This is a genomic window from Klebsiella sp. GW_Kp181 (assembly GCF_040062315.1).
Taxonomy (GTDB): domain Bacteria; phylum Pseudomonadota; class Gammaproteobacteria; order Enterobacterales; family Enterobacteriaceae; genus Klebsiella; species Klebsiella oxytoca.
The window spans coordinates 82,988-106,605 of the sequence record NZ_JBEAFR010000042.1 but is presented as its reverse complement, the minus strand read 5'-3'; the positions used below and the strand labels follow the sequence as shown (position 1 = coordinate 106,605).

Annotated in this window: 23 protein-coding genes; 15 read left to right on the top strand and 8 right to left on the bottom strand. The window is 41.9% G+C overall.

Annotated features, from left to right (window positions below; all coding sequences use genetic code 11):
• Both ABLV11_RS07580 and ABLV11_RS07575 read left to right on the top strand, forming a co-directional pair.
• On the top strand, positions 1-208 hold a 208-nt coding region (locus tag ABLV11_RS07580; RefSeq protein ID WP_348855264.1), incomplete at its 5' end, for a hypothetical protein.
• A 150-nt stretch (positions 209-358) separates the two neighbouring features.
• Complete coding sequence (locus ABLV11_RS07575; protein WP_009651623.1) at positions 359-511, top strand: Hok/Gef family protein; 153 nt, start codon at positions 359-361, stop codon at positions 509-511.
• A gap of 118 nt (positions 512-629) precedes the next feature.
• On the opposite strand, the gene mutS is transcribed toward ABLV11_RS07575, so the two are convergent.
• Positions 630-3,197: a DNA mismatch repair protein MutS gene (gene mutS, locus ABLV11_RS07570; protein ID WP_319871798.1), complete on the bottom strand. Its 2,568-nt coding sequence runs from the start codon at positions 3,195-3,197 to the stop codon at positions 630-632.
• Positions 3,198-3,356: 159 nt separating this feature from the next.
• Between mutS and ABLV11_RS07565 the strand changes: the two genes are divergently transcribed.
• The 5 genes from ABLV11_RS07565 to ABLV11_RS07545 all read left to right on the top strand — a co-directional run bounded on the left by ABLV11_RS07565 (position 3,357) and on the right by ABLV11_RS07545 (position 7,538).
• A complete protein-coding gene (locus ABLV11_RS07565) occupies positions 3,357-4,820 on the top strand; it encodes a tyrosine-type recombinase/integrase (protein ID WP_348855266.1) in 1,464 nt (487 codons plus the stop codon).
• Entirely contained in the window at positions 4,817-5,407 is a 591-nt protein-coding gene (locus ABLV11_RS07560; protein ID WP_023321520.1) for a hypothetical protein, read from the top strand. The genes ABLV11_RS07565 and ABLV11_RS07560 overlap by 4 nt, the downstream gene beginning before the upstream one ends.
• Positions 5,408-5,855: 448 nt before the next feature.
• The gene (locus ABLV11_RS07555; RefSeq protein ID WP_008322748.1) at positions 5,856-6,716 is read left to right on the top strand and encodes a replication initiation protein; all 861 of its coding nucleotides are present in this window, start codon (positions 5,856-5,858) and stop codon (positions 6,714-6,716) included.
• On the top strand, positions 6,713-6,967 hold the full coding sequence (locus ABLV11_RS07550) for a hypothetical protein (RefSeq protein ID WP_060659299.1): 255 nt from the start codon (positions 6,713-6,715) through the stop codon (positions 6,965-6,967). The genes ABLV11_RS07555 and ABLV11_RS07550 overlap by 4 nt, the downstream gene beginning before the upstream one ends.
• Positions 6,968-7,124: 157 nt before the next feature.
• The gene (locus ABLV11_RS07545; RefSeq protein WP_001513941.1) at positions 7,125-7,538 is read left to right on the top strand and encodes a hypothetical protein; all 414 of its coding nucleotides are present in this window, start codon (positions 7,125-7,127) and stop codon (positions 7,536-7,538) included.
• A 188-nt stretch (positions 7,539-7,726) separates the two neighbouring features.
• On the opposite strand, the gene ABLV11_RS07540 is transcribed toward ABLV11_RS07545, so the two are convergent.
• The 3 genes from ABLV11_RS07540 to ABLV11_RS07530 form a co-directional block, all read right to left on the bottom strand.
• Positions 7,727-8,371, bottom strand: coding sequence for a hypothetical protein (locus ABLV11_RS07540; RefSeq protein WP_348855263.1), 645 nt, complete (start codon positions 8,369-8,371; stop codon positions 7,727-7,729).
• A 313-nt stretch (positions 8,372-8,684) separates the two neighbouring features.
• On the bottom strand, positions 8,685-9,911 hold the full coding sequence (locus tag ABLV11_RS07535) for a relaxase/mobilization nuclease domain-containing protein (RefSeq protein WP_008322746.1): 1,227 nt from the start codon (positions 9,909-9,911) through the stop codon (positions 8,685-8,687).
• A complete protein-coding gene (locus ABLV11_RS07530; RefSeq protein WP_046688248.1) occupies positions 9,889-10,314 on the bottom strand; it encodes a hypothetical protein in 426 nt (141 codons plus the stop codon). The genes ABLV11_RS07535 and ABLV11_RS07530 overlap by 23 nt, the downstream gene beginning before the upstream one ends.
• 156 nt (positions 10,315-10,470) lie before the next feature.
• Between ABLV11_RS07530 and ABLV11_RS07525 the strand changes: the two genes are divergently transcribed.
• Together ABLV11_RS07525 and ABLV11_RS07520 are read left to right on the top strand one after the other, a co-directional pair.
• Entirely contained in the window at positions 10,471-10,833 is a 363-nt protein-coding gene (locus ABLV11_RS07525; RefSeq protein ID WP_096953271.1) for a hypothetical protein, read from the top strand.
• 227 nt (positions 10,834-11,060) lie between these two features.
• Positions 11,061-11,690: a hypothetical protein gene (locus ABLV11_RS07520; protein ID WP_046688249.1), complete on the top strand. Its 630-nt coding sequence runs from the start codon at positions 11,061-11,063 to the stop codon at positions 11,688-11,690.
• An 88-nt stretch (positions 11,691-11,778) separates the two neighbouring features.
• Here the strand turns inward: ABLV11_RS07520 and ABLV11_RS07515 are convergent, their stop codons facing one another.
• Genes ABLV11_RS07515 through ABLV11_RS07500 form a run of 4 tightly spaced genes read right to left on the bottom strand, consistent with a single transcriptional unit; the run spans position 11,779 to position 16,214 of the window.
• Positions 11,779-12,684, bottom strand: coding sequence for an MBL fold metallo-hydrolase (locus ABLV11_RS07515; RefSeq protein ID WP_046688250.1), 906 nt, complete (start codon positions 12,682-12,684; stop codon positions 11,779-11,781).
• A gap of 27 nt (positions 12,685-12,711) precedes the next feature.
• The gene (locus ABLV11_RS07510; protein ID WP_224440677.1) at positions 12,712-13,143 is read right to left on the bottom strand and encodes a Mov34/MPN/PAD-1 family protein; all 432 of its coding nucleotides are present in this window, start codon (positions 13,141-13,143) and stop codon (positions 12,712-12,714) included.
• A gap of 49 nt (positions 13,144-13,192) precedes the next feature.
• The gene (locus ABLV11_RS07505) at positions 13,193-15,067 is read right to left on the bottom strand and encodes a ThiF family adenylyltransferase (RefSeq protein WP_096953267.1); all 1,875 of its coding nucleotides are present in this window, start codon (positions 15,065-15,067) and stop codon (positions 13,193-13,195) included.
• Positions 15,060-16,214, bottom strand: coding sequence for a hypothetical protein (locus ABLV11_RS07500; protein WP_046688253.1), 1,155 nt, complete (start codon positions 16,212-16,214; stop codon positions 15,060-15,062). Before ABLV11_RS07500 ends, ABLV11_RS07505 begins: the two co-directional genes overlap by 8 nt.
• A gap of 1,207 nt (positions 16,215-17,421) precedes the next feature.
• On the opposite strand from ABLV11_RS07500, the gene ABLV11_RS07495 reads away from it, so the two are divergent.
• The 6 genes from ABLV11_RS07495 to ABLV11_RS07470 all read left to right on the top strand — a co-directional run bounded on the left by ABLV11_RS07495 (position 17,422) and on the right by ABLV11_RS07470 (position 23,611).
• Positions 17,422-17,964 (top strand): fimbrial protein, encoded by a 543-nt coding sequence (locus ABLV11_RS07495; protein WP_004104944.1) that lies wholly within the window; start codon positions 17,422-17,424, stop codon positions 17,962-17,964.
• 79 nt (positions 17,965-18,043) lie between these two features.
• Complete coding sequence (locus ABLV11_RS07490; RefSeq protein ID WP_004104942.1) at positions 18,044-18,598, top strand: fimbrial protein; 555 nt, start codon at positions 18,044-18,046, stop codon at positions 18,596-18,598.
• Positions 18,599-18,673: 75 nt separating this feature from the next.
• On the top strand, positions 18,674-21,142 hold the full coding sequence (locus ABLV11_RS07485) for a PapC/FimD family outer membrane usher protein (RefSeq protein WP_004104940.1): 2,469 nt from the start codon (positions 18,674-18,676) through the stop codon (positions 21,140-21,142).
• Positions 21,143-21,167: 25 nt separating this feature from the next.
• A complete protein-coding gene (locus ABLV11_RS07480; protein WP_004104938.1) occupies positions 21,168-21,911 on the top strand; it encodes a molecular chaperone in 744 nt (247 codons plus the stop codon).
• An 18-nt stretch (positions 21,912-21,929) separates the two neighbouring features.
• Positions 21,930-22,559 carry a fimbrial protein gene (locus tag ABLV11_RS07475; protein ID WP_340689375.1) on the top strand — a complete coding sequence of 210 codons (630 nt, stop codon included), beginning with the start codon at positions 21,930-21,932 and terminating at the stop codon, positions 22,557-22,559.
• Positions 22,559-23,611 carry a fimbrial protein gene (locus ABLV11_RS07470; protein ID WP_348855260.1) on the top strand — a complete coding sequence of 351 codons (1,053 nt, stop codon included), beginning with the start codon at positions 22,559-22,561 and terminating at the stop codon, positions 23,609-23,611. Before ABLV11_RS07475 ends, ABLV11_RS07470 begins: the two co-directional genes overlap by 1 nt.
• Positions 23,612-23,618: the final 7 nt, after the last annotated feature.

Below are 23,618 nucleotides of genomic sequence, written 5' to 3'. Positions count from 1 at the left end.
CCCCTTACAGGGGGCATTCTCAAAAGCCACCTTCTCAGAAGGTGGTCTTTTACTTGTTTGGTTAATCAATGCAAAATATTTATTAATTAATCTTTCAAATGTCAAAATGGTTGATAGAGCAGATACGTTTGCGAGCCTTCTTCCAGTTTATAATAAAATCAACGGGTTTGATAAATTACCGATAAGTTTTGCGGCCGGGGAAATATAGAATAGCGGCGGGTGCTTGAGGCTATCTGGCTTTGAGCATTGACAAGGATTCAGATAGACGAAAGCCCCAGGAGATATTTCTATCAACTGAGGCTGACGGATGAACCTGAACAATTCAGATGTTAGTCTCTTCTTTGCAGGGAGGCAAGACATGCTGACAAAATATGCCCTTGTGGCAATCGTCGTACTGTGTATTACGGTACTGGGATTTACGCTGTTGGTGCGCAGCTCGCTGTGCGAACTCAGTATTAAAGAGCGTAGTATGGAGTTTAAAGCTGTTCTCGCTTACGAATCGAAGAAATAGCATCAGCGCGGGGGCAACCCCGCGTATTGGTTGTCAGGATGCATCCTCTCGTACCCAGTTTGCATTTGTTAAAACGGCAGCACCGCAAAGTGCTGCCGTTTTTTCACTTTAAAAGGAACTACACCAGGCTTTTCAGACGATAGATCCACTCCAGCGCCTGGCGCGGAGTCAGCGAGTCCGGGTCAAGATTCTCCAGCGCTTCAACCGCGGGCGAGGTCTCTTCCGGAGCAGAAAGCAGCGACATCTGGGTACCGTCCACCTGCGTGGCGGCAGCGCTCGGCGCGATGCTCTCCAGTTCGCGCAGCTTCTGCCGCGCGCGTTTAATCACCTCTTTCGGCACACCGGCCAGCGCGGCAACCGCCAGGCCATAGCTCTTACTCGCCGCACCATCCTGCACGCTGTGCATAAAGGCAATGGTATCGCCGTGCTCCAGCGCATCAAGATGGACGTTGGCCACGCCTTCCATTTTCTCCGGCAGCTGGGTTAGCTCGAAGTAGTGGGTGGCAAACAGGGTCAAGGCCTTGATCTTATTCGCCAGATTTTCCGCGCAGGCCCACGCCAGCGACAGGCCATCGTAGGTCGAGGTGCCACGACCGATTTCATCCATTAGCACCAGACTATGCTCGGTGGCGTTATGCAGAATATTGGCGGTTTCGGTCATCTCTACCATAAAGGTTGAGCGGCCGCTGGCCAGGTCATCCGCAGCACCGACACGGGTGAAAATACGATCGATAGGGCCGATTTCGACTTTATCCGCCGGAACGTAGCTGCCGATATACGCCAGCAGGGCGATCAGCGCGGTCTGACGCATATAGGTACTTTTACCGCCCATATTCGGGCCGGTGATTATCAACATTCTCCGCTGCGGAGCGAGGTGCAGCGGGTTAGCGATAAAGGGCTCTTTCAGTACCTGCTCAACCACCGGATGGCGGCCTTCGCTAATACGAATGCCCGGTTTATCGCTGAAGGTCGGGCAGCAGTAGTTGAGGGTCTCGGCGCGCTCGGCAAGGTTCACCAGCACATCGAGCTCCGCCAGCGCGCTGGCGCTTTGCTGCAGGTCGCCAAGATGCGGTAGCAGTAAATCGAAAAGCTCATCGTACAGCTGCTTTTCCAGCGCCAGCGCTTTCCCTTTGGAGGTCAGAACCTTATCTTCATACTCCTTCAGCTCAGGAATAATATAGCGCTCGGCGTTCTTAAGGGTCTGGCGACGGACGTAATGGATCGGCGCATGCTGGCTCTGACCGCGGCTAATCTGGATGTAGTAGCCGTGAACGGCGTTGTAGCCGACCTTCAGCGTATCCAGCCCCAGACGCTCGCGCTCGCGAATTTCCAGCTTGTCGAGGTAATCGGTCGCGCCATCGGCCAGACCACGCCACTCATCCAGCTCCGCGTTGTAGCCGGGGGCGATAACGCCGCCGTCGCGGACCAGCACCGGCGGCGCATCGATAATCGCCCGTTCAAGCAGGTCGCGCAGTTCGTTAAACTCGCCCATTTTCTCGCGAAGCCGCTGTACCGGCGCGCAGTCGACGTCTGCCAGCATCGCACGCAGCGCAGGCAGCTGCTGGAATGCGTGACGCATGCGGGCTAAATCTCGTGGACGAGCGGTGCGCAGCGCCAGGCGAGCCAGTATACGTTCAAGGTCGCCAACCTGACGGAGTATCGGCTGCAGTTCAGTGTAATGCTCCTGCAGCGCGCCAATGGTCTGCTGGCGCTCTACCAGTACTGCGGTGTCGCGCGCCGGCATATGCAGCCAGCGCTTAAGCATACGGCTGCCCATCGGAGTGACGGTGCAGTCGAGTACCGAAGCCAGAGTATTATCAAAGCCGCCGGCCAGGTTCTGGGTTATCTCCAGGTTGCGGCGAGTAGCGGCATCCATAATGATGCTGTCCTGCTGGCGTTCCATGGTGATGGAACGGATGTGCGGCAATGACGTACGCTGGGTGTCTTTGACGTATTGCAGCAGGCAGCCGGCGGCACACAGGCCGCGCGGGGCGTTTTCAACGCCGAATCCGACCAGATCGCGCGTACCGAACTGGAGATTGAGCTGCTGGCGCGCGGTGTCGATTTCGAATTCCCACAGCGGACGACGGCGCAAGCCTCGGCGCCCCTCAATCAACGAGGATTCGGCAAAGTCTTCCGCGTACAGCAGTTCGGCGGGATTGGTGCGCTGGAGCTCCGCCGCCATCGTCTCGCGGTCAGCGGGTTCGCTCAGGCGAAAACGTCCGGAGCTAATATCGAGGGTGGCGTAGCCAAAACCTTTACTATCCTGCCAGATGGCGGCCAGCAGATTATCCTGACGTTCCTGCAGCAGCGCTTCATCGCTGATAGTTCCGGGGGTCACAATGCGAACGACTTTGCGTTCAACCGGCCCTTTAGTGGTCGCCGGATCGCCAATCTGTTCGCAAATGGCCACCGACTCCCCCTGATTAACCAGCTTGGCGAGATAGTTCTCCACCGCATGATGCGGGATCCCGGCCATCGGAATCGGTTCGCCTGCGGAAGCGCCGCGTTTGGTCAGCGAGATATCAAGCAGCTGCGATGCGCGTTTCGCATCGTCATAGAAGAGTTCGTAAAAATCACCCATCCGGTAAAACAGCAGGATCTCCGGATGCTGGGCTTTCAGCTTGAGATACTGCTGCATCATCGGGGTGTGGCTAGAGAAGTCCTTATCAATGTCTTCATTCATATTGATTTTACTCATTTTTTAATTCTTTCAAGTGCTCATATGGCCCCAGGTAAAACCCCTTTAAACCCACATAAACCCATAAATTTGTAGCTCACTTGTAGCCTAAGGCGTGATAGATTGGTTGTACTCCTTCTTTGGGCTACAAATGGTGGTGATACTTTGAAAACAACTCTCAACCAGGCTTTTATTATCAACAAGTTAAGTATTAATGTTAAGCCTGAACTCAGTAGCTCTGGAAAAGTCGTTTTCGAAGCCAACCCTGACCAAAAGCCTTACATAGTTTTTGACGATCATCGAGATTCACCTGTTGGCTTCGGTGTGAAGGTCAGTTTGACGAAAAAAACCTATGTAATCCAGCGAAGAGTAGCCTCGTCAGATCGTAATGTCAGCGAGGGTAAGAAGCCAAGCTCTGTCTTGAAAGTAAAGGTTGGAAATGTGTCTGATTTTCCGAGTATCGATCAAGCCCGTGAGGTAGCTCGACAGTTGGTTCAGACCATGATCGCAACAAAGAGAAATCCCAACAAGATTAAGAGGGAACTCGATCTTGCTGAATTGACCGTGAGTGAAGCTTTTGCCCAATACAGGAGCCACTTACATGGCAGAACCAAACCCGCTAAACCAAACACTCTCAATGTGTTAGACAAAGCTGAGAATCGGTTGAAAGAATGGCAAAACCTTCGGATAAAAGATCTTACGGGTACTGAAATCCTTAGTAAGTTTGATGAAATTGCTTCAAGAGCAAGAACGGCTGCTGAACAAACTTTCCGATGGGCTAATGTTGCAGTTAAACATGCGATTGAAATTGAAGCTGGCAATGCCCAGACACAACAACGACAACCTTCGCTGTCCTATAATCCTTTTTCAATTTTAAAGGTACAGAAGAAGTTCAGAACGCGATCTGAACTGGAGGATAGCTATCGTGCCAAGGGAGTTCGAAACCCATTGTCTCCCAAAGATACCCTGGGACGTTTTCTAACTGCATTACACAATAAGCGAGGTTTTAATCGGTTGGGTTGTGATTATCTGTTGCTAACCGTTCTGATTGGAGCCCGGAAAGAAGAAACCGCTGCACTGTGCTGGCGAGAGACTCTGACAGAAGAGGAAGCCAGAACGACAAGCTACGTCGATCTTGAAAACCGAATGATTCGATTCTACGACACCAAAAACCGTAATGACCATGAGTTGCCAATCTGCGATGCTACAAAGCGAATTCTGGAAGATCGAAGAGATATCGTCAACGATAACGAAAAGCGAGCAGATAAACGCAAATGGGTTTTTCCGGCTCGTTCATCACGAAGTAAGGTTGGACACTATTCCGACAGTAAAAGCCTACGTGAGTATATCTGTCAGGAAGCAGGCATAACGAAGTTGGGTATGCATGATCTGCGCAGAACCTTTGGCCGTGTTGCAGAAGAGCTAACTTCATATGCAGTTGTGAAAAAGTTGCTTAACCACCGCAATACCACCGATCCTACGGAAAGGTATGCTGTGCCAGATAATCAGCGAGTTTTTGAGGCACTTCAAAGGATTGAGTTGCATATGCTAATGACTGCACCTAAATTGTATAATGCACTTTTAGCATCTGCGAAGTATCCGCCATTACCAGAAAGGAAAGAGGGATGAGTGTTGTTGAGACGTTAAGAGAGTTTTCAGAAGTATGGAAGCTTTTTAGTGAGATTCCTGATGACGCGACACTTAATGTTGAGTTGGCATCTCTGTATCTTGGTATTAGTGTAAAATCACTTGCTCGATATAGGCAAAATGGCGGTGGACCAGCATATATCCAGTACCAAGTAGAAAATAGCAAAGCGAGAAACCAGCGAGTAAATTACTTGCTAAAAGATCTTCGAGCGTGGCGTGATAATCATAAGGTCCAAAATACTATGCACGCAGCTCAAATCCGTGGATTAACATTTACGTCATTAACCGATTTATGTGAGCCACATCCATTTTGGCTGTCTAATTTTTCAGGACAAAAAATAATATCTCATGCTTTGACAACCTCTGATGATCTTTTTAGAAAGTTATTGTCAGAGCCTAATGTTGATATAGTCTGGATTTCTGTTGAGCAGGCTATTTTCAAAGAGTGGGAAAATAAAAATGAACGAATTATTTGGCACAATATTTTCATAACAATTCTAAATAATTTGAGCTATGCTTCAGAAGCAGCGCAAGAAAGATATACAATGAATGATGTCTTGGGGAATTAAATATAAAGACCCTTTTCTGGTTGAGTTAAAATATCAGTATGCAATATTGATTTATTTTCTGTGTGTGATAAGAATCTATAATGGAAGCAATAATTTCTTAGAGATTTAAAAAATAAAAAAGATAAGTAAATACTAAATTAGCAAGAAAAAAATCACGGTCTTTACTTTTCTATTTTCTCTCATTTTATTCTGGATTGAAATTATTTATAGAGTTTTCTTTTTGTTATTTTAATATATCCATGGCTATTAAATATTCTCTATTAATTCCTTTTGACACATTAAATTCCAACCAGAAACCATATAATATCTGATATGGTTAAAATAGACACTTGACAATGTTTTATATTGTATTATTTATAGGGTGGTAAATAATTTAATATATAACACTCCTTTTTTAATTAGAGGCATTTAATGATATTCGGAGGGGTAATATGAGAGGAGGATGATAATGAGAAAAGAAATATATAATGAGGATAAATACAAGAGCCAAATACAAAAATATGCTCTATGCTGTGATGATTTTAATGATGGTGTATACAGGAAACCGAGAGAGAAAGCTACCTTAAAGAAATATATAGGATATAACAATAAATATTTTATAAATGGTTTTGTTTTTGATGTGGATCATGAATATGGGGCAATTGCGTGGGATATGGCTGGACTGCCTAAACCAAATGCGATCATACAAAATACAATAAATGGTCATGCTCATTTACTTTATGCTCTAAAAATACCAGTATTAAAAACAAACTCTTCAAAAATAAAACCACTAAGATTAGCTTCTGTTGTGCAGTGTGGATTTACAGAAAGATTAAAAGCAGATAAATCTTACGCTGATATTCTAATGAAGAACCCTCTTAACATCTTTGAATGGAGAACCACGTGGACAGATATTAAAGCGTATGATCTATACTATTTAGCCGATTTTGTTCCTGATGTAATTAGAAAGAATGATAGCAACAAAAGAAATATATATGGATTAGGGCGCAATGTTAATTTATTCGAAGATCTAAGAGTAATTGCATATAAAAATATACTAAAATATCAAGAGAGTAAAAATGAGCATGAATTTTATAATTATTTGTATTTAACGGCTGATATAATTAACAAACAGAGCAACTCTAACAACCCATTATCACATAATGAAATTAGGCAAATTTGCCAAAGCGTTTGTAAGTGGACGTGGAAAAATTTCTCAAAAAAACAGTTTTCAATTATTCAATCTAAACGAGGGATGAATAATGTTGGAAAAATAAAAAATACTGATACCAAAGAAAAATTAGAAAAAGCATTGAGGATATTATTATGATTATAAACGGTAAAAAAATAAAAGCGAAAGATTTAGCGAAATTAGCAGAAGTATCACGTTCAACTGTTATTAAATACTATGGTATTTCTCGTGAGGATTACTTGAAAGAGGCATCTAAAAAAAGAAGTCTTTCATTTCAGTTGAGATCGTCCGGTTTGAAATGGAAAGAGGTGGCTCAACAGATGAATACTACACAGCACAGTGCGATTGGGTATTATAGAAGATATTTAGCATCACATAAAACCGAATAATTCTTCTCTCATTAAATAAATAACTTTAGTGTTATGTGCAGCAGATAAAATCTCACTGTGTAATATTGTACGGATGATTAGTGTCTATTGACACTTGTAAAAAATGTGATAATTATATTAATAATTCAAGGTTTTTATCATAATAGGAAAGGTTAATATGAAAAATACAAAGCTTGATCTTATGGAGAGGTATTTAATTATTCTCGATAAGTTTGTGAGTAAAATATCAGAATCTGGAGTGCCGCAACAAAAAGTCATCGAACAATCATATCTATTTTGTTCTGGCTTTTATATTAAATATAAGCAAGAAATTGAAAAGATAAAATTCTCTAATAGTGATGTTGTTTTGACGTTTCTACTCTATTCATACTATAAATTTATTAATAAGTTAGATGATGATTTAATTGATAAGAGACGTATAAGGAAAATATGCTCTTTGCTTATTAATTTTATTGTCGATAATGGTAGTCAATCAGAGAAGGTTTATGTTCAGGAAAAAAAGAAGTATGATGCTTTCCAGTTACAAAGAGATTTATCAATGAAAAATAAGAGAAAAAAATATGGGTTGTAATGATAGTAAAAGCCTGTAGATTTGATACAGGCTTTTGCTCTATTAGAAGTCTTATCTTTTAGTAGTTTCGTCTTCACACTGTCTGGCGTCTTATTTTTAAGGACTGATTTTCAACCGAGGAGCAGCCAACCAGAGCCAGAAATGTGAATGAGGAGATAATTATTCTTTCTTATATAAATCGACTATCCTTATGATGATGTTTTATTTTTAACTAACTTATAAATAATGTTTCTGATTTCGTTATCAAACCTTGAACTTTTTCTTTTCATCCATTGGATGCAGATAAAAGTTGCTGAGCGAGATAGGAGATATGTTAACCACTCATATTTGTGTTCATTGAAAATATACCCATCTTTATATCCTGCAAGTAAAATACAGAAGGCAATGAAAGAAGCTAAGCAAAGCAAAGTGAAAAGGATATAAAAAAGTTTGGGAACAGGCATCACTTTGTAGTGTGATGCCATTGATACATTATTTAATAACATTGTCATGAATGCAGGTATGACAATGAGTTTTCTGCTTAAATTTACTTTATACTCACCTGTATTCTCATTTACGATCAGAGCATCGTAATTTACACTACACCGCTCATATCCACTATATTGGCGCAACTCATATTTATGAATGCGGTGTGAATTCCTGAATGTAATACCGTAGTCAGAAATTTTTGTTTCCTCACCTGAATCATTCCTTACTAAGATCTGTTCATTAAATGATTCGATGACTTCGCCTGAAAAAGTTTCAACAAACTCGTAGGTTTCCCCTAAGAAAACGAATTTAGGATCAACAGTTTCTGCTTGTTTACTGTTGCTCTTTATAGAGTAAATGCTCATACCGATTCCTTTTAAGTAAATGACATTCATATTCGATGTATGAAGCAATTCAAGCTTTTGAATGTGCTGAAACTGGACATAAAAAATATACTTTTCTCGGTTGTGAATAAATAGGCTAGATAAATCAGTCTGTTATGTCGGTTATTACAAATTTTCATTTTGACTGATTTTGAAAAGAAGGCAAATCACTTGTACCGATCGATTGAGCAATAATGATAGTTGCAGGCTATCATGATTGTTTTATCGATCGGTATAAACGATCAATTGTGGTGCGCGTTCTATCCATCCGAAGACCGAAAAAGAAAAGTTATGCCTACAATGATGGTGATCGTTTGCGGTGTACCGAGACAGGCTCAGCTGTTGTGGCGAGGCATAAAGGGGCTATCTTCGCAATTCTTATATTGCTGATAATACTAGGGTTTTTGGGACGTTTAAGTGTTAGTATTTTGATGTTTTTTAGTAGACTAATAACTGCATCAATATAGGGAATTGTTTCTAGCCATCTAAACTTAGGTATTTCTAAGCTTAATTTTGGAGCATCAGTTAACACCCCTTCGCTATTACTAGGAATTGTCGAGATACATTCTTTGGTATAATCAGTATCGTATCTATCGTCATGAGAAGTTTTACAAAGTGCAAGCATTTCTATCGTGGGATTAACCTCTTCTATTACAATTCCAGAAGGAGGTATCATATCAAGAGTTTCACTGCAAGATGCTTTTAAATTTAAAAGAAAACCGTTGTCGCGATCTGGAATATAATTGATCCTGTTCTGTAGAGCAGACCATGAGTAGATTTTTCCTAATTGCGATGCTTTGAAAGCCATATTTCCATATTTAAACGAGAAGCCATTCATACGACCAGTAGATGAGATGTTTGGAACAGCTACAATGTTTCTTTCTTTGAGTTGATGTACAAATTCTATAGTCGAAATATTTTTGACAAGCAAGGTTTCAATAGCTTCCTGGATTATGACTTTAGAACATGGCTTACCAGTTCTTTTTTCCAACATATCCTCACCACGACTTTTTTTATTTTTCGACTTAGATGATTGCGCTCCAATAGCTGATGGCCCTCTAGTTCGAGTTAATTTATAATCTTCTTCCAGTTCTTGGATAATACGTGTACTGATGAGATTTTCATTTTTACCTAAGTAGACTCTGCCATCAATGAGATCAATACGACAGGCGATAATGTGGATATGTTGACCGCTAATATCATCATGTAGAACATAGCATTTTAGATGTGTTTCCGTGAACCCCATACGTGCCATGTAATCATCAGCGATATTAGACCACTGATAATCTGTAAGCGTATCATCTTTTGGTAATCGAAGTGAATTGTGCCACACCGGCTTTACTATATCTTCACGAAGCTTTTTGGCTGTATTAAATTCATCGATTAACTCAGTAGTAGAGCTTCCCAGCATGTTTCCACCGATTACTCTTGGTACAGTTTTATGATGAGATACTGATTTCAAAGCATAGTGAATAATTCCTGAGAAACATTTTCCTCTTTTAATCTTCTGCATTCCCTTCATCAGATATCCTCCAAAGATCGATATTTATGAGATGCAAACGAAGCTCAGAGATTTGACGTCTAACGGCAAAAAGTTCTGTATTTGTCAAACAGCTGCCATCACTCTTGTTATCAAGATGGATATTGAGCTTATTTAGGTTTTGCGATATCTTCCCTAATTCTTTCCAGGCATCGAGATTGATTGGAGGAATGAGGGTGGGGGTTGTGTTCAGAAAGCTCTTTCGAAGCCATTCACCTTTTCTTATGTTTCCTCGTTTTTCATTTAAAAATTGTAATTCCTCTTTATTAAGTCTAACACTCACACAGTGTTGCCTTAGTTTATCTCTATATAAATTAGCGTTATTGGATTTTAAATCAATGTTTTTATTTTTGTAATTGTAGACATCAGTATTATTTTCGAACATACAAACTCCTTTTTTATTTTTATAAATTTATTATTCTTTATTTGCTGTAATGTCAAGTGGTCTTTATCGATATATGTTTATTCATCAGCATTACTATTGACATTTTATAATGTTCAGGTAACTTTTGGGAAATATAAGAAAAAAATCGGTGGGAGTATGGAAAAATATATTTCAGCATTCAATGAGATTGATTTGCTTATGGAAGGATTATTCGAGAGATTAAATATAGGGATAGGCGAAATTAATGCGTATCCAAGTGAAGATATGTTTAGAATCATTGTAAATAAGACAGACGTTGAGAGTTTGAAATCAATAAATGAGATGTTTACAAAGAATGATTTTTCGGAAGCTCATAGGCTTATGAGCCATAATGTGTATATATTTGCGAATTGGTGGTGCGATAATTTAGATTTTATGTCGGTAGATATATCTTCGCTAATTGCTTCAAAAGAAAAAGAATTAATTATTTCAAATACTGGAAAATTACTTTCTGGAAATTTTGATAAAAAAAGACTATGACCTGCATCTTTCAGTGTAATTTAATAAATAGTTATTTGTAGTTGCTTTAAGACGTGTGTGCGTATTTTTTTTCGACTGAAAGGAGAAAAACAAGGGAAACTTTAATAAGCGTAGCTTCTTAAAGTTAGCCCTTGCTTATCTTACAAACAATTTGTTGATGGAGATCTTCACGGTTTTTAGCTATAATTGCCTTCCAATGATATGGCATATCACGAAAAGGTGATTTAATGAGTGAAACTAAAAATTTAAAAGAATCGAATAAAACTACTATATATGCAGTTATAACTGTACTCTGCGTTGTTATATTTTTAATTCAGTTAGGCATCGAAGGATATGTTAATATCAAGAATATTTATGCGGGGCTCGGCATCTCTGGAGGGATATCCGTCATATCGTTGTTATTAGTTAATATAATTCCTCAAAACTTCAAACATATTCTGGTCTTTTGGCGGGTTAAACGAGTATTGCCAGGAAATAGAGTTATTGAACTTTGTCGTAAAGATGAACGCCTGAACATGAATGATTTACAAAACAAATGGCCTGAGCTTTTTCTGCATGATATGCCAGAGCAAGATAGGAATCCCTTTTGGTATAAAAATATTTATAAGAAAACTGAATCAAGTGCGCAGGTGATTGATGCTCATAAAAATTTTCTTTTATTTAGAGATTTATGTAGCGCAACCTTAGTTATGTTTATATGTGCTGGTTTATTGAAATTAATTTCAATTGATGGCTTGCATATAAAATGGATTGTTCTTGCCTTTCTTTTCATAATGACCTTTATTTTCTCAGTTATTTCAAGACATTATGGTAATAGGATGGTTACAAGTGCAGTAGCTGTCGGTGCTGATAGTTAGTATTTAGTTCTTAGTAATAAGAGTATAGTTTGAAATTATACTCTTATCTTTTAAAAATAGAGATTAATATTGCGGTTTGAATATGAATCTATAACGTATATTCTTTTTCTACTGTAAGTGAGCCGATGTAGTACCCGAGAGATGCGTCATATACTTGTTCATCACTCAAAGACTCTTTTTCATAGGCTGCATTCGATACGTAAAAATGAACTTTATCATCGATGCATTTCATTGTAATATCACCGGCTCTGTTTTGGGTTATTTTTTGGTATCCGGTATAATAATTTAAATGTCGAGATGGGGCTTCTCCGATAATAATATATTGAGGATCTAACTTTTTCAGCCATGAATCTGGTATTTTTCCTGACTTTCTACCATGATGTGCTGCAAAAACAATTGTGGTTTTTTCTAAGTGTATGTCATTGGCAATATTTTCCATAAATTCAGTTTCAAGGTCTCCTAACCACATTATGCTGGCACCATTATTGAGGCTATATCTAATTACTGCTGAGGCATTGTTATAACTTTCACCTGTTTCGCAGGCACTTAACGCCTCAATAAAGAAAGGGTTATTTAGTTCAGGCCATAGAATACTTATTCCTGAGCTTGAACGGTTTTCATCACTTTTATTCATCCATTTACGTGTGCATCCTTTAGAAATATAAAAAGCTTTATCACAATCATCACGTAAGGAACAGTATCTCTCAAATGAAACTGTAATATCTTTTTTTATCGCTTTATTTTTTATTACATAAAAGTTATGGATTTTTATTTCATCATCAAGCAGATGAATACCCCCGAAATGATCTTCATCAGGATGAGTTGAAATAAATCGCGTTATACTCTTTTGAGCTGATTGCTCTTTTATTTCTTCTATAATGCCTTTGGCATTTCCAGTATTAATGTTACAATCAATGATTGTGAAATTATCACTATTATGCTTTATATAACACATATCACCATTTCCTACTGAAAAACTTTTTATTATAGACACTTTGCTCTCCTTAATTTATAGTCTTTTCTAAATCGTTGTTGTTTGATTTTGATATTTAAATTGGTATATCTTTTTTCCATCTGCCGCTGCCAAATAACAATTAGATATTACATTTTGATTAGGAATTATTAAAATTATAAAAAATGGTCTGCTATGTTTAGATTTGGTAAATAACTCATGAATGCTATTAATATCAGTATGTGATGGGTTTGCAATAGATTCGTTGTGTGTATGCCAGTCGCCTAAATAATGGAAACCATTTTCAAATTGTATTAATACTTCTTGTTTCGCTTTTTTCTCATCTAATTTGAAATAGTTTCTTTTCCTTATATCAGATGAGCAAGGTGTTGAGATTTTATTTATTTCTATTTCTGTGTTATCAAGTTTATTTGTAAATAACATTCCTCCAGACTCTTTACTTAGGCAATTTTTCTGTCTATAAGAAAATAACTCTTCCATAATATCTTCACTGATGCATATATAAAAATCTAAATCACAACTATAAAATTTATGCATCGTTATTCATCCAATTTGAGTTTTCATAAATCAAAGAAATGATTCGATCGCCTTTATTTGGATTGCCAAATTTATTTATCCAACAATTATTCCATTGACCACCAAGTTCTACCAGTTCTTCTTGTCTACCAAGATAGCTATATGCAAAGGAACTGTCAGGAAATCTATTCAATATTAAGTCAATTATTGTTCTTGCAGCAAGTGAATGTAAGTTTGCTAAAGGTATCGCTCCATAAGGCTGAAATTCTCCAGCACAAGCAGCAATTCTTTTTTTTGTATTTTCTTTCCAATATGTAGCAGGATATCTCAATGCACCTATTTTTTCACCTTGTGTGTAATGCCAGGCATTAAAGGCACCAGAATCTATTTGATTTACTATTACATGTCCAGCCATTGCATGAGCTTCAACAAAAGCAAAAACAAGAACGCCCAAATTACACTGAGATTGTTTACTTAACAGTTGTTGCTCGGTATTCCAATCGGCTGTGCAGCTTAGAATAAGGTCAGCCTCAGTAATTCTTGTACTTGATTCAGCGTTTTCGGACCATTCTTCATTAAAATACTCTATACTGGTGTTTGGAAATTCTAAACGAAGTTTGGATGCGAGAGCAGATGCTTTATTTTTGTTAACAGAATCGAACCCCAGGAGATGTCGTGAAGAATTTTCTGATTTCATAGAGTCTTCATCCCAGAGCATTATTTTTGTAATGCCAGATTGTATTAACAGCCTCGATATAGATGAACCGACTGAGCCACATCCGATTATAGCTACTGTATGCTCAGATATTTTTTTATAAGTAGGATTATGATCTCTACCCATTATCCATGAGTTATCGTTACGTTCAACTAAGATGTTTTGTGCTTTTAACTCACCAATTCTATTCTTTAAAATGCGGCCATTGATATAATCTCTATGACCATCTAATAATGAATTAATGTGGAATCGACCGTTAGCGATAGCTCTTGTATCATACCTATCTGTATGACGATCACCTACATTCTCAGAAATTCGAATTCCTATAATATTCATTCCTGAGGGCGTAGGAAATGCTATTAAAACAGTTGGGTTGCGATTAGATATATTTGCTATTGATTTTAAAATAAACTCATCAACTATATCTGGCTCATTATGATATTCATTGATTAAATTGAATAAATCTCTTATTGTTCTTGGATATTGTTCTGGATACCATGCATTTTCAAAAAATATTAATGGAATAGATATTATTCTGGAAAGTTGTCTTTGGCGTAGGTGTTTATCTCTTGCATTAGAGTTATCTGAATTGGAAGATAGTAGTTTCTGATTATCTAACCAATTAATTAATTTTTGTTCGCCATCAGAATATATCCATCCTAATGTTTTTGCTTTGTAGCCGTATACTAATCTTGTGTTTTTTATGTTCAAATCACATAGGCTAATAATACGTTCTATTTTATTGCAATGATAAATCCAGTAATTCTGAAACTCGTCAATAAAATCATCTCTAAGATCTCCTTTGATGCCTTTTTTCAACATTGAATAGGCATCACTTAATAATTCAAGAACATATGAATTATCACTCAAATCAATAATATATGTATTTGGCCAAACACATAGTTTACCATTTTTTTCTATATGAGGTAATTGACATACATTTATTACTGGAGATGATACAAATACTTCTGGGATATCATGCGGTGTTAAACTTTTATACCTTATTTGTAATACAATTGAGTCGTCATTGAATACTAAATCTGTAGATAATTCCCAGACACATACATATTTTGCATCAAGAATAGATAATTCAGTATTGGACAGCTTCCTTGCACCATAAGGTGCAAGGATTCTATTTAACTGATCTATCTTTTTTTTAAGACAATCAGGCATAACCACCACCACCTTGTCTATTTACTACTGTATTAGATGATTCTGCCATACCTAATGTAGATGCCGCTATCTTCTTAATACCATTACTGGAAATTTCAATTTCTAAAGGAACATTTTTCCCATTTTTTTTGTGATCAGATACGCACAGAAATTGACCGTTTTTATCATCTGTTATTTTTTCATACTCTTCTTTTGCTCGGTAAGCTGGAGGATCTTTTTCATCGTCTTCAATTGTTTTCGAACTTGATATAATGAAAGCATTTTGTTTTGCACGGTTAAATACCTCCATTGCTTTTTCAGAGGTTTTTGCATCGTCGCCTTTTTGGCTTAGACTATCATGAGATATACTGTGCCAAGAACAATGATGTGGTGTTTGTAAGATATCATAATCTAACCATGACATTTCATTCTTGTCTGATAGACGATCTTTCACACCTTCCCAGCACACAACCTCAGCATCACCTCCACTTAAAAAATAAGCAGTTTTGTTATCACCTCTTAATTCAAAGTTTATGATAACACTCGAATGATTTTTACCTAATTTATCTTCTAACTCGTCGAGATCTTTCTTGGGTGATGGACCTAATAACCGGGCTTGAAAGACTGATGAAGATTCTCCGTTAATATAACTGGTTGTATTATCTAATTCTAAAAGAATATATGGTATATCATCAGTTTTACCATTCTCGTCTTTACCTAAGACCAAGACTTGATTTCCGACACCATCCAAATAGCCCTTCTCTTTGTAAAGATTAACTCTTCTCTTCACTTCTGTATTTAACGCTATTGCATCATCACATAATGGATGATTTTGAGCATGATGGCGTCTAAATACAATTGGGCTTGACCAAATTTCATTGATAAAAATTTTATCGCTCTTTTCACTCCAATTTTCAGGTTTCCCCAAGTGAAAGTGATCAGATACTCCATCACAATGATCTGAATCAGGATGCGTCCAAATAAAAAGATTGACGAAAAGACGCCCTTCGCTATCACGAGAGAGTTTTTCTCTAAGTTGTGAGCGGACATCAGGATGTTCTTCTCCATCCCTAATACGGCAATCGATTAATATATTTTTTCCATCTTCAGTTTGAATAAGTGTCATATCCCCATTACCTACGGGGAAGAAACATAGTTTTGCAGTCATATTATTTCCTTTTTAACTGTTTCTTGATGGTACTATGTTGTCATTGCTGTGTAGGATTTCAAAATCCCAAAAAAGTAGTCATAACTACATCAACAATTTTGCCAACAGGCTTGTTTACATTCAACCCTCAAAAAATGGCAAATCATATGCTCATAGTTTCTACTACTGCCTTTTTGTGATCGATTTAACATTTTGAAACTAGTTAAGAAATAGATAAACCAAGAAAACACATACTTAACCCATAGCCCTCGACAGATACCATACGTGCCAACTACCATCCAAACAGTTTTTGACGTATTACTTAGAAACGCTATACGCAGCGGAGATGGCATCGGATTTCCTAAGACACAACAGTAAACCTGCTGTGAATTATGTTTTTTGCCGATGAGTTTTTAGAGGAAAACATACCTTTTGGAAATCCAGCTTATACAAGAGCAGCCAGATTGATTTCAATATTTGTAGCCTATAGGTAGCTTGTTGTGTTCGTTTTTATCTAAATATTCATATATATCAATTTACTATCATTTTATTTTCTATACTGCTGCATCATGGGCGTATGGGCGTCAAGATTCTCTAGTGTACTCATCAGTTTTTGATGTCCATTTACTTAAGTTTTAATGAGTTAGCGGATTTTATTGTTTTCATGACGTCACGCTGCGGCTCATTGGTTCCCGTGAAATTGTGCATTTCTTTTCATTGACTCATGAGCCGCATGATAACGGAGTCTTCTGGCCAGGAAAACAAGAAGCGGCAACGGCGTGGTGCGGAAAGATTCTCCGGTTGTGTCTGCGTATGACCCGCAGAAAGAGCTGATAACTTCTTTGTTAAAAAATTGTGATCTATGTTAAAATTATTTTAAGGTGAATTCATGGCATCTATAATTTATTAATTACCTGGCGTAATTTGTTTTTAGGATATATCTCAGTGTTCTGCGAGTTAAATTTCTGACGCGGGATTGTTCGCGAGGTTAAATCTTTTTTTAATTCCCTGCTAAATGTATTTCTTTTTACCCCAAAAATGATTTGTTAGTATTTTTGCCGACCAGGGGATCTGGATTTAATTAAATTATTAATATTAATTAATAGTCTAATTATTGAAACGGATTTTTCGGTGATGCGGAGGGCTGCAGATTGTTGTGAAAATATACCGCAGCAATTTTATAGCTCCTTACTCTTTAGGATAAAAATTTATAACGCAGGAATTTTCTATGAAACTGAATAAAGTTGCTATGGCTGTGGCATTAACTGCTGCTCTCGGCTCTATGTCTGCTCTGGCTGCTGATACAACCAACGGGGTTATCGAGCTTCAGGGTGAACTGGTGAACACTGCTTGTGGTTTGGCCCCGTCGTCCAGCCCGGTAACCGTTGATTTTGGTCAGGTTCCAGTTTCCCTGCTGCAGGGCGGTGGTCAGGCAACTGAAGCTAAAAGCATCGAACTGCAGTACTGCGACACCACCATCGCTAGCAGCGCCGTTGTTTCCTACACCCCGACTTCGGTTAACCCGAACGATCCTACTCTGGCTGCATTCACTTCTGGTACCGCATCCGGTGCGGGTATCGGCCTGAAAGACAGCGCTAGCCAGACTGTGACCTGGGGCGCGCAGACGACTCCGGTCACTCTGGTTGATGGCACCAACACCATTCCTTTCGTGGCCTTCCTGAAAGCGGAAGCTGCTGCGAGCGGTTCTACCACTACCGTTACCGCGGGTGCATTCCAGTCAACGATCAACTTCACTATCGATTATCAATAATCGGTTTTGAATTATCGCTCGCGGGGAGACTTCTCCCCGCGATATTGGAATGGGTGCCAGATAATATGGAATTCTGAGTATGGTTAAGGATACAGAGAAAAAGAGACTGATGGCGTTATTCGTATCGGTATTACTCTTCTCCGGACATGCTTTGAGTACTAATTTTACGCCCGGACAGTTGGCGCTTTCGGGGGAGCTGGTTGCTGCCGCCTGCGATATCGATCCCAACTCGCGGGAACTGTGGGTGGATTTCGGTAATATCTCGGCTCGCGATATTAATATGGACCAGGAAGGTAAGCTGATCCGACCTTTTCTGGTGCGCTTAGTCGGCTGTGCCTCTTTCGGTAGCGAAAATCCATCAACGCCCGGTGCCTATGCCACCATCACCTTTACCGGAAATGCTTCGTCGCAAGACCCGACGGTATTAATTCCGGATGGCGAGGGAAAAGGCTTTGGGATACAGATTCGCGATCGCCACGGGGAGATTTTAACTTTTGGAGAACCCTCTTCCGGGTATCTTCTGAGTGATGAGAATAATACGCTGAAATTTACCGCTTCGTTGGTTCCGGTTCAGCAACATATTAAGGCTGGAGATTTTTACGCCGTCACTCGTTTCTTTATGGATTACAACTAGAAATAAGCCAGCTATTGCTGTTGTAGCTTGTTTGTCGCGCACGATATTTTACTGAATGATTCGGGATGAATAGTCATGTCAGCAGAACTAAAAATAAAAATAATCCTCTCTCAGATCCTTTTTTTCTGCTGTGCTTCTGTGGCTTGCGCCTCCACTGATGTGGAATTCAACACCGACGTATTGGATGCCGCCGACCGCGACAATATCGATTTAACGCGTTTTGCCACCGACAACTATGTGCCACCGGGCGAGTACTTATTAGACATTAAAATAAATGGTCAGGCTGTAGGGCAGCAAAAGGTTCGCTATCTGGCTTCCAAAGACGAGAAGCATACTCAGGCCTGCATTAACGGCGAAATTCTTGCAAGATTGGCATTAAAAGAAGAAGCCCAGCAGAAGGTCGCGCAGCCGTTTGCCGATTGTTATGACCTCCTCAGCCTTCCGGGCGCCACGCTCAGCAACTACGCCGGGGTGCTGGATATCACCATTCCGCAAGCGTGGATGAAATATAACGATCCAAACTGGACGCCGCCTGAGCGCTGGGACCAGGGGATCGGCGGATTTTTGCTCGACTATAGCCTCACCGGCCAATATACCCGCCAGCTTGATATGCACAAGGATTACAGCACCCTGAGCGGATATGGCCAGACAGGCTTCAACCTCGGCGGCTGGCGCGTACGCGGCGAATATCAGACCAGCTACTACAGCGCGACGCATCAATTTGATTTCGATATGAATCAGTTCTACGCCTATCGTCCGCTGCCGATGATGGCGGCAAAACTGACGGCAGGGGAGATCTATCTTGATTCGCAGGTTTTCGACACCGTTCGTTTTACCGGGCTGAATCTCGCCAGCGATGAGCGTCAACTGCCGCCAAACCTGCAGGGCTACGCGCCGGAAATCCGCGGTCTGGCAAAGACCAACGCTAAGGTGACGGTGAAGCAGAGCGGACGCATCATTTATGAAACGACGGTGCCTGCCGGGCCGTTTAATATTCAGGATTTACGGAGCTCGGTGCGCGGTACGCTGGATGTTCAGGTGGAAGAGCAGGACGGCTCCATCTCCACATTCCAGGTTAACACTGCCAATATTCCTTATCTTACGCGTCCAGGCTACGTGCGCTACAACGTCGCTATCGGTGCGCCGTCCCGCTATAGCCATAAAATTCAGGGGCCAGGTTTCGCTTCCGGTGATTTCTCCTGGGGGATCACCAATGCCTGGTCGCTCTACGGCGGGTTGCAGAGCGCAGGGGCCGAATATACCGCGGTTTCCGCCGGTATCGGTCGCGATCTCAGCGTCTTCGGCGCGCTCTCGCTGGATGCCACGGAATCTTACAGTCAGCAGTCGAACCAAAAGCGACTGAAAGGAACCTCGTTTAAGCTGAGCTATGCGAAAACCTTCGACGAATATAACAGTTCAATTACCTTCGCCGGATATCGCTTCTCGCAGGAGGACTTCCGTTCTTTCTCGCAGTATCTCAACGAGCGTTATGAGGGGTACGACAGTCTTGGCCGTGAAAAAGAAGTTTATACCATCACCGGTAATAAAACTTTCTGGGCTGATGAGCCAGGTAAGGCGACAACCGTCTTTCTGACCTATACCCACCAGAATTACTGGAACAGAAGCAGCCAGGATCGCTACGGCATCTCGTTAGGACGCTCGTTTAACGTCGGTAATATTCGCGGGATCACCACCAATATTTCGGCCTATCGTTCTGATTATGAAGGTCGGAAGGACGACTCTATTGCTCTCTCACTTTCTATTCCGGTTGGCGATAGTAAATGGAGCGGCCTGGACGTGCAGACCAATAACGGTAAAACCAGCCCGATGCTCTCGTATACCGATAGCAGCGACTATAACAACCTGTGGCGGCTGCGTGCGGGAGCGAGCCAGAGCGGTTATGCCAACGTCGACGGCTATTATCAGCGCCGCTCGCAGTATGCCGAAATCAACAGTAACGCCAGCTATCAGCAGGATAACTATCTCTCCCTGAGCAGCACGCTGCGCGGCGGATTCACCGCCACACGGCACGGCGCGGCGCTCCACAACAGCGGTGCGACGCTCAATACGGCCCGCGTTATGGTGAATACCAACGGTATCGGCGACGTTCCGCTTAATGACGGTAAATCAAGAACCAATAATTTCGGCATCGCCGTTATTCCGGACATCGTGAGCTACAACAGCTTTGACACCCGAGTCGACGTGGATGCGATGTCGGAATCCATCGAACCAGCAAAAGCTATCAGCACCGCCACGCTGACCGAAGGCGCCATTGGCTATCAGACCTTTGGCATGGCGAAGGGCGAAAAAATGATGGGCATTATTCGGCTGGCTGATGGCACCTATCCGCCGTTCGGCGCTGAGGTGATTAACGACGATGGCGTAAGCGTATCCATGATTATGGAAGGCGGGCAGGGATGGCTGGCAGGGGTTAATCCTCAGGAGCTGCTAAGCGTCGTTTGGGGCGGGAAGAAGCAGTGTCAGATCGCTATCCCGCCCACCATAGAGCGTCGTGCGACAGCCGCGCTATTGCCGTGTAAATGACAGTGACAGTAATAAAAGGTCAAAAATGAGCATAACAAGCAACAAACTCTGCTGGATGGGCGCTCTGATGCTGGCGGCGGTAAGCGGTACCGCTCAGGCAGGCGTTTCGCTGGACCGCACTCGCCTGATTATCACCGGTAAAGACAGCTCGGCGAGCGCCAATTTAACCAACACCAGTCCGGATATTCCGTTTCTGGCGCAATCCTGGGTCGAGGACAGCAAGGGCAACAAGATTACCTCTCCGCTGGTGGTGCTACCGCCTTTACAGCGTATCAACGGCGGACAAAAAGGGGTGGCGCGTGTCACCAAAACGGATGGCATTAACCAATTACCGCAGGATCGCGAAAGCCTGTTTTATTTAAGCGTGCGCGAAATTCCGCCCAAGCCGGATAAAGCTAATGTCCTGCAGTTAGCCATGCAGTCGCGGATTAAATTATTTTTCCGCCCGACCGCCATTATTCCCAAAAGCAAAAGCGAGATATGGCAGGACCAGGTCGTCTTCCAAAAGAGCGGAAATAAGATGACCGCGCAAAATCCGACGCCTTATTACATCACCATCATTGGCTTATCCCGCGTGAAGGGTGAAAAAATCACCAAATTCCCGGGGATCATGGTTGCGCCGAAGTCCAGCCTGGAATTCAGCGTCACCGATGGCGGCGTGCGAGAGTTTGCCATGATGTATGTGAATGACTATGGCGGCCATCCCGAACTGAAATATCGCTGTGAAGGAAATACCTGTAAAGCTCTGCCGCCATCGCAGCAAGGGTAATTAAAGAGGAACCTGATGATGAAAACGCGTTTATCGCTTTTAGCACTGTTTGTATTCGGTATCAGTATGCCCGTGTTGGCCGAGGCTGATATTCCGCTACAGCCGCAGCACTATAACCGGGATCATCAGGGGGAAGATGGCGGTAACGTCATATTCAACGGCTCCGTCTATGCCTCACCTTGCGTGCTGGCGCCGCAGAGCCGTCTGCAGATAATTGAGATGGGTGAAATTAGCGCCCGTCGTTTTCATCAGGCTGGCGACCGCAGCCAGCCGGTGCTGGTTCGCGTCGAGCTCAGGGATTGTCTGAAGGGCGCATCGCAGGCGCGGGACAGCATCGCATCAAGAACGACGGGCAATAGCAAGCACCTCTACACCACCGGCGAGCAGGCGGTACAGCTGACCTTTATCGGCGAGTCTGATGAGCACAATCGCCAGCTGCTGCGCCTGACCGGCAGTATTTCTGGCGCCGGTATTCGCCTGCTGGATATCAAAGAGCGGGCGCTGGATATTAACCAAACGCAGCCGCCGTTTATTGTGAAAACCGGCGACAGCAGCCTGACGTTTATTGCCGTGCTGGAGTCGACCGCGCGTAACGTGACCGCGGGTAATTTTAGCGGACTGCTGCGTTTAAAAATGGAGTATCTCTGATGGCGAAGCGGGTTATCGGGCGGAAATCTTGCGTCACTATTTTACTCTGCGGCAGTTTATTTTCCCTGAACGTCGGTGCGGCGGTTGAAGGGGAAATTACCCCGGTCGGCGGGCCTAAAATGTATAATATTGACGTGGCCAATCAGGATATTACCAATAATAGCCCCGGAGCAACCATTCCTTATGTCTTTTCCCTGGGTGGACAATATTCTGGGGTTGCCAGCTGTACGATTCCGATGGAAGATCAGGCTATTTATTACTCGGCTACCGCATCAATACTGCAGCAGGGAAGCTCACCTGGGTATTTAAAGCTTAATGATTATATGGATGTAAAAATAGAGATTTATATTCGCGGTCAACGGATGGATTATTTTGCCGTTCCTTTTAATAATGAAACGAACGGAGCGTATCAGAACAAATGCGTTCCGCCCACGACCCAGTTTAATAACTTTGAGTCCGGCGCTCAGGGGCGGGTAACGTTTATGATTACCAAGCCGATTGTCAACGGCGTGAACCTGCTGGGTACAGAAATCGCTAAGCTTTATGGGCGTCTGGGGAATTACAGCGCAGGGATGGGCACTACGCCAATGTCGATTATCTCAATTAATTCCGGGGTGATTACCGTCCCGGATAAATGTGTTGTCAATTCGGGCTCACCGATCACCGTTGATTTCAATACTATCCCCAGCGCGGGTTCCCTGCTTAATGGCAACAACTACAGCCAGTCTGTGCCAATCCAGGTGAAATGCGAAGGGGGAAGCTTTGCAACCGGTAATCTGAATATTCGCCTGGGGATCCAGCAGGCCAATACCGCCAGCTTTAATAGTGATTATTTAGGCACGACTGGCGCCGTCGATCGCTCAAATCTTGGCATTATCCTCAAGGATTCGGGCGGCAATTTAGTTGCGGCGAATAGGTTTTATGACGTCCCGGGTTTTACCAATAACCAGGGAACCTGGAATCTGACGGCCGCGCCGATTGCGAATGCCGGAACCAACGTTCTCGAAGGGGATTTCCAGGCATCGGCCACCGTGGTCGCTGAGTTTCAGTAAGGGGACA

Bases quoted from the DNA above. Each gene is read 5' to 3' on its own strand.
- ABLV11_RS07525 (WP_096953271.1), top strand. From the start codon at position 10,471: ATGGAAAAATATATTTCAGCATTCAATGAGATTGATTTGCTTATGGAA.
- ABLV11_RS07575 (WP_009651623.1), top strand. From the start codon at position 359: ATGCTGACAAAATATGCCCTTGTGGCAATCGTCGTACTGTGTATTACG.
- ABLV11_RS07475 (WP_340689375.1), top strand. From the start codon at position 21,930: ATGAAAACGCGTTTATCGCTTTTAGCACTGTTTGTATTCGGTATCAGT.
- ABLV11_RS07530 (WP_046688248.1), bottom strand. From the start codon at position 10,314: ATGTTCGAAAATAATACTGATGTCTACAATTACAAAAATAAAAACATT.
- ABLV11_RS07490 (WP_004104942.1), top strand. From the start codon at position 18,044: ATGGTTAAGGATACAGAGAAAAAGAGACTGATGGCGTTATTCGTATCG.
- ABLV11_RS07505 (WP_096953267.1), bottom strand. From the start codon at position 15,067: ATGCCTGATTGTCTTAAAAAAAAGATAGATCAGTTAAATAGAATCCTT.
- ABLV11_RS07470 (WP_348855260.1), top strand. From the start codon at position 22,559: ATGGCGAAGCGGGTTATCGGGCGGAAATCTTGCGTCACTATTTTACTC.
- ABLV11_RS07520 (WP_046688249.1), top strand. From the start codon at position 11,061: ATGAGTGAAACTAAAAATTTAAAAGAATCGAATAAAACTACTATATAT.
- mutS (WP_319871798.1), bottom strand. From the start codon at position 3,197: ATGAATGAAGACATTGATAAGGACTTCTCTAGCCACACCCCGATGATG.
- ABLV11_RS07500 (WP_046688253.1), bottom strand. From the start codon at position 16,214: ATGACTGCAAAACTATGTTTCTTCCCCGTAGGTAATGGGGATATGACA.
- ABLV11_RS07480 (WP_004104938.1), top strand. From the start codon at position 21,168: ATGAGCATAACAAGCAACAAACTCTGCTGGATGGGCGCTCTGATGCTG.
- ABLV11_RS07545 (WP_001513941.1), top strand. From the start codon at position 7,125: ATGAAAAATACAAAGCTTGATCTTATGGAGAGGTATTTAATTATTCTC.
- ABLV11_RS07485 (WP_004104940.1), top strand. From the start codon at position 18,674: ATGTCAGCAGAACTAAAAATAAAAATAATCCTCTCTCAGATCCTTTTT.
- ABLV11_RS07540 (WP_348855263.1), bottom strand. From the start codon at position 8,371: ATGAGCATTTACTCTATAAAGAGCAACAGTAAACAAGCAGAAACTGTT.
- ABLV11_RS07560 (WP_023321520.1), top strand. From the start codon at position 4,817: ATGAGTGTTGTTGAGACGTTAAGAGAGTTTTCAGAAGTATGGAAGCTT.
- ABLV11_RS07535 (WP_008322746.1), bottom strand. From the start codon at position 9,911: ATGAAGGGAATGCAGAAGATTAAAAGAGGAAAATGTTTCTCAGGAATT.
- ABLV11_RS07495 (WP_004104944.1), top strand. From the start codon at position 17,422: ATGAAACTGAATAAAGTTGCTATGGCTGTGGCATTAACTGCTGCTCTC.
- ABLV11_RS07555 (WP_008322748.1), top strand. From the start codon at position 5,856: ATGAGAAAAGAAATATATAATGAGGATAAATACAAGAGCCAAATACAA.
- ABLV11_RS07550 (WP_060659299.1), top strand. From the start codon at position 6,713: ATGATTATAAACGGTAAAAAAATAAAAGCGAAAGATTTAGCGAAATTA.
- ABLV11_RS07510 (WP_224440677.1), bottom strand. From the start codon at position 13,143: ATGGAAGAGTTATTTTCTTATAGACAGAAAAATTGCCTAAGTAAAGAG.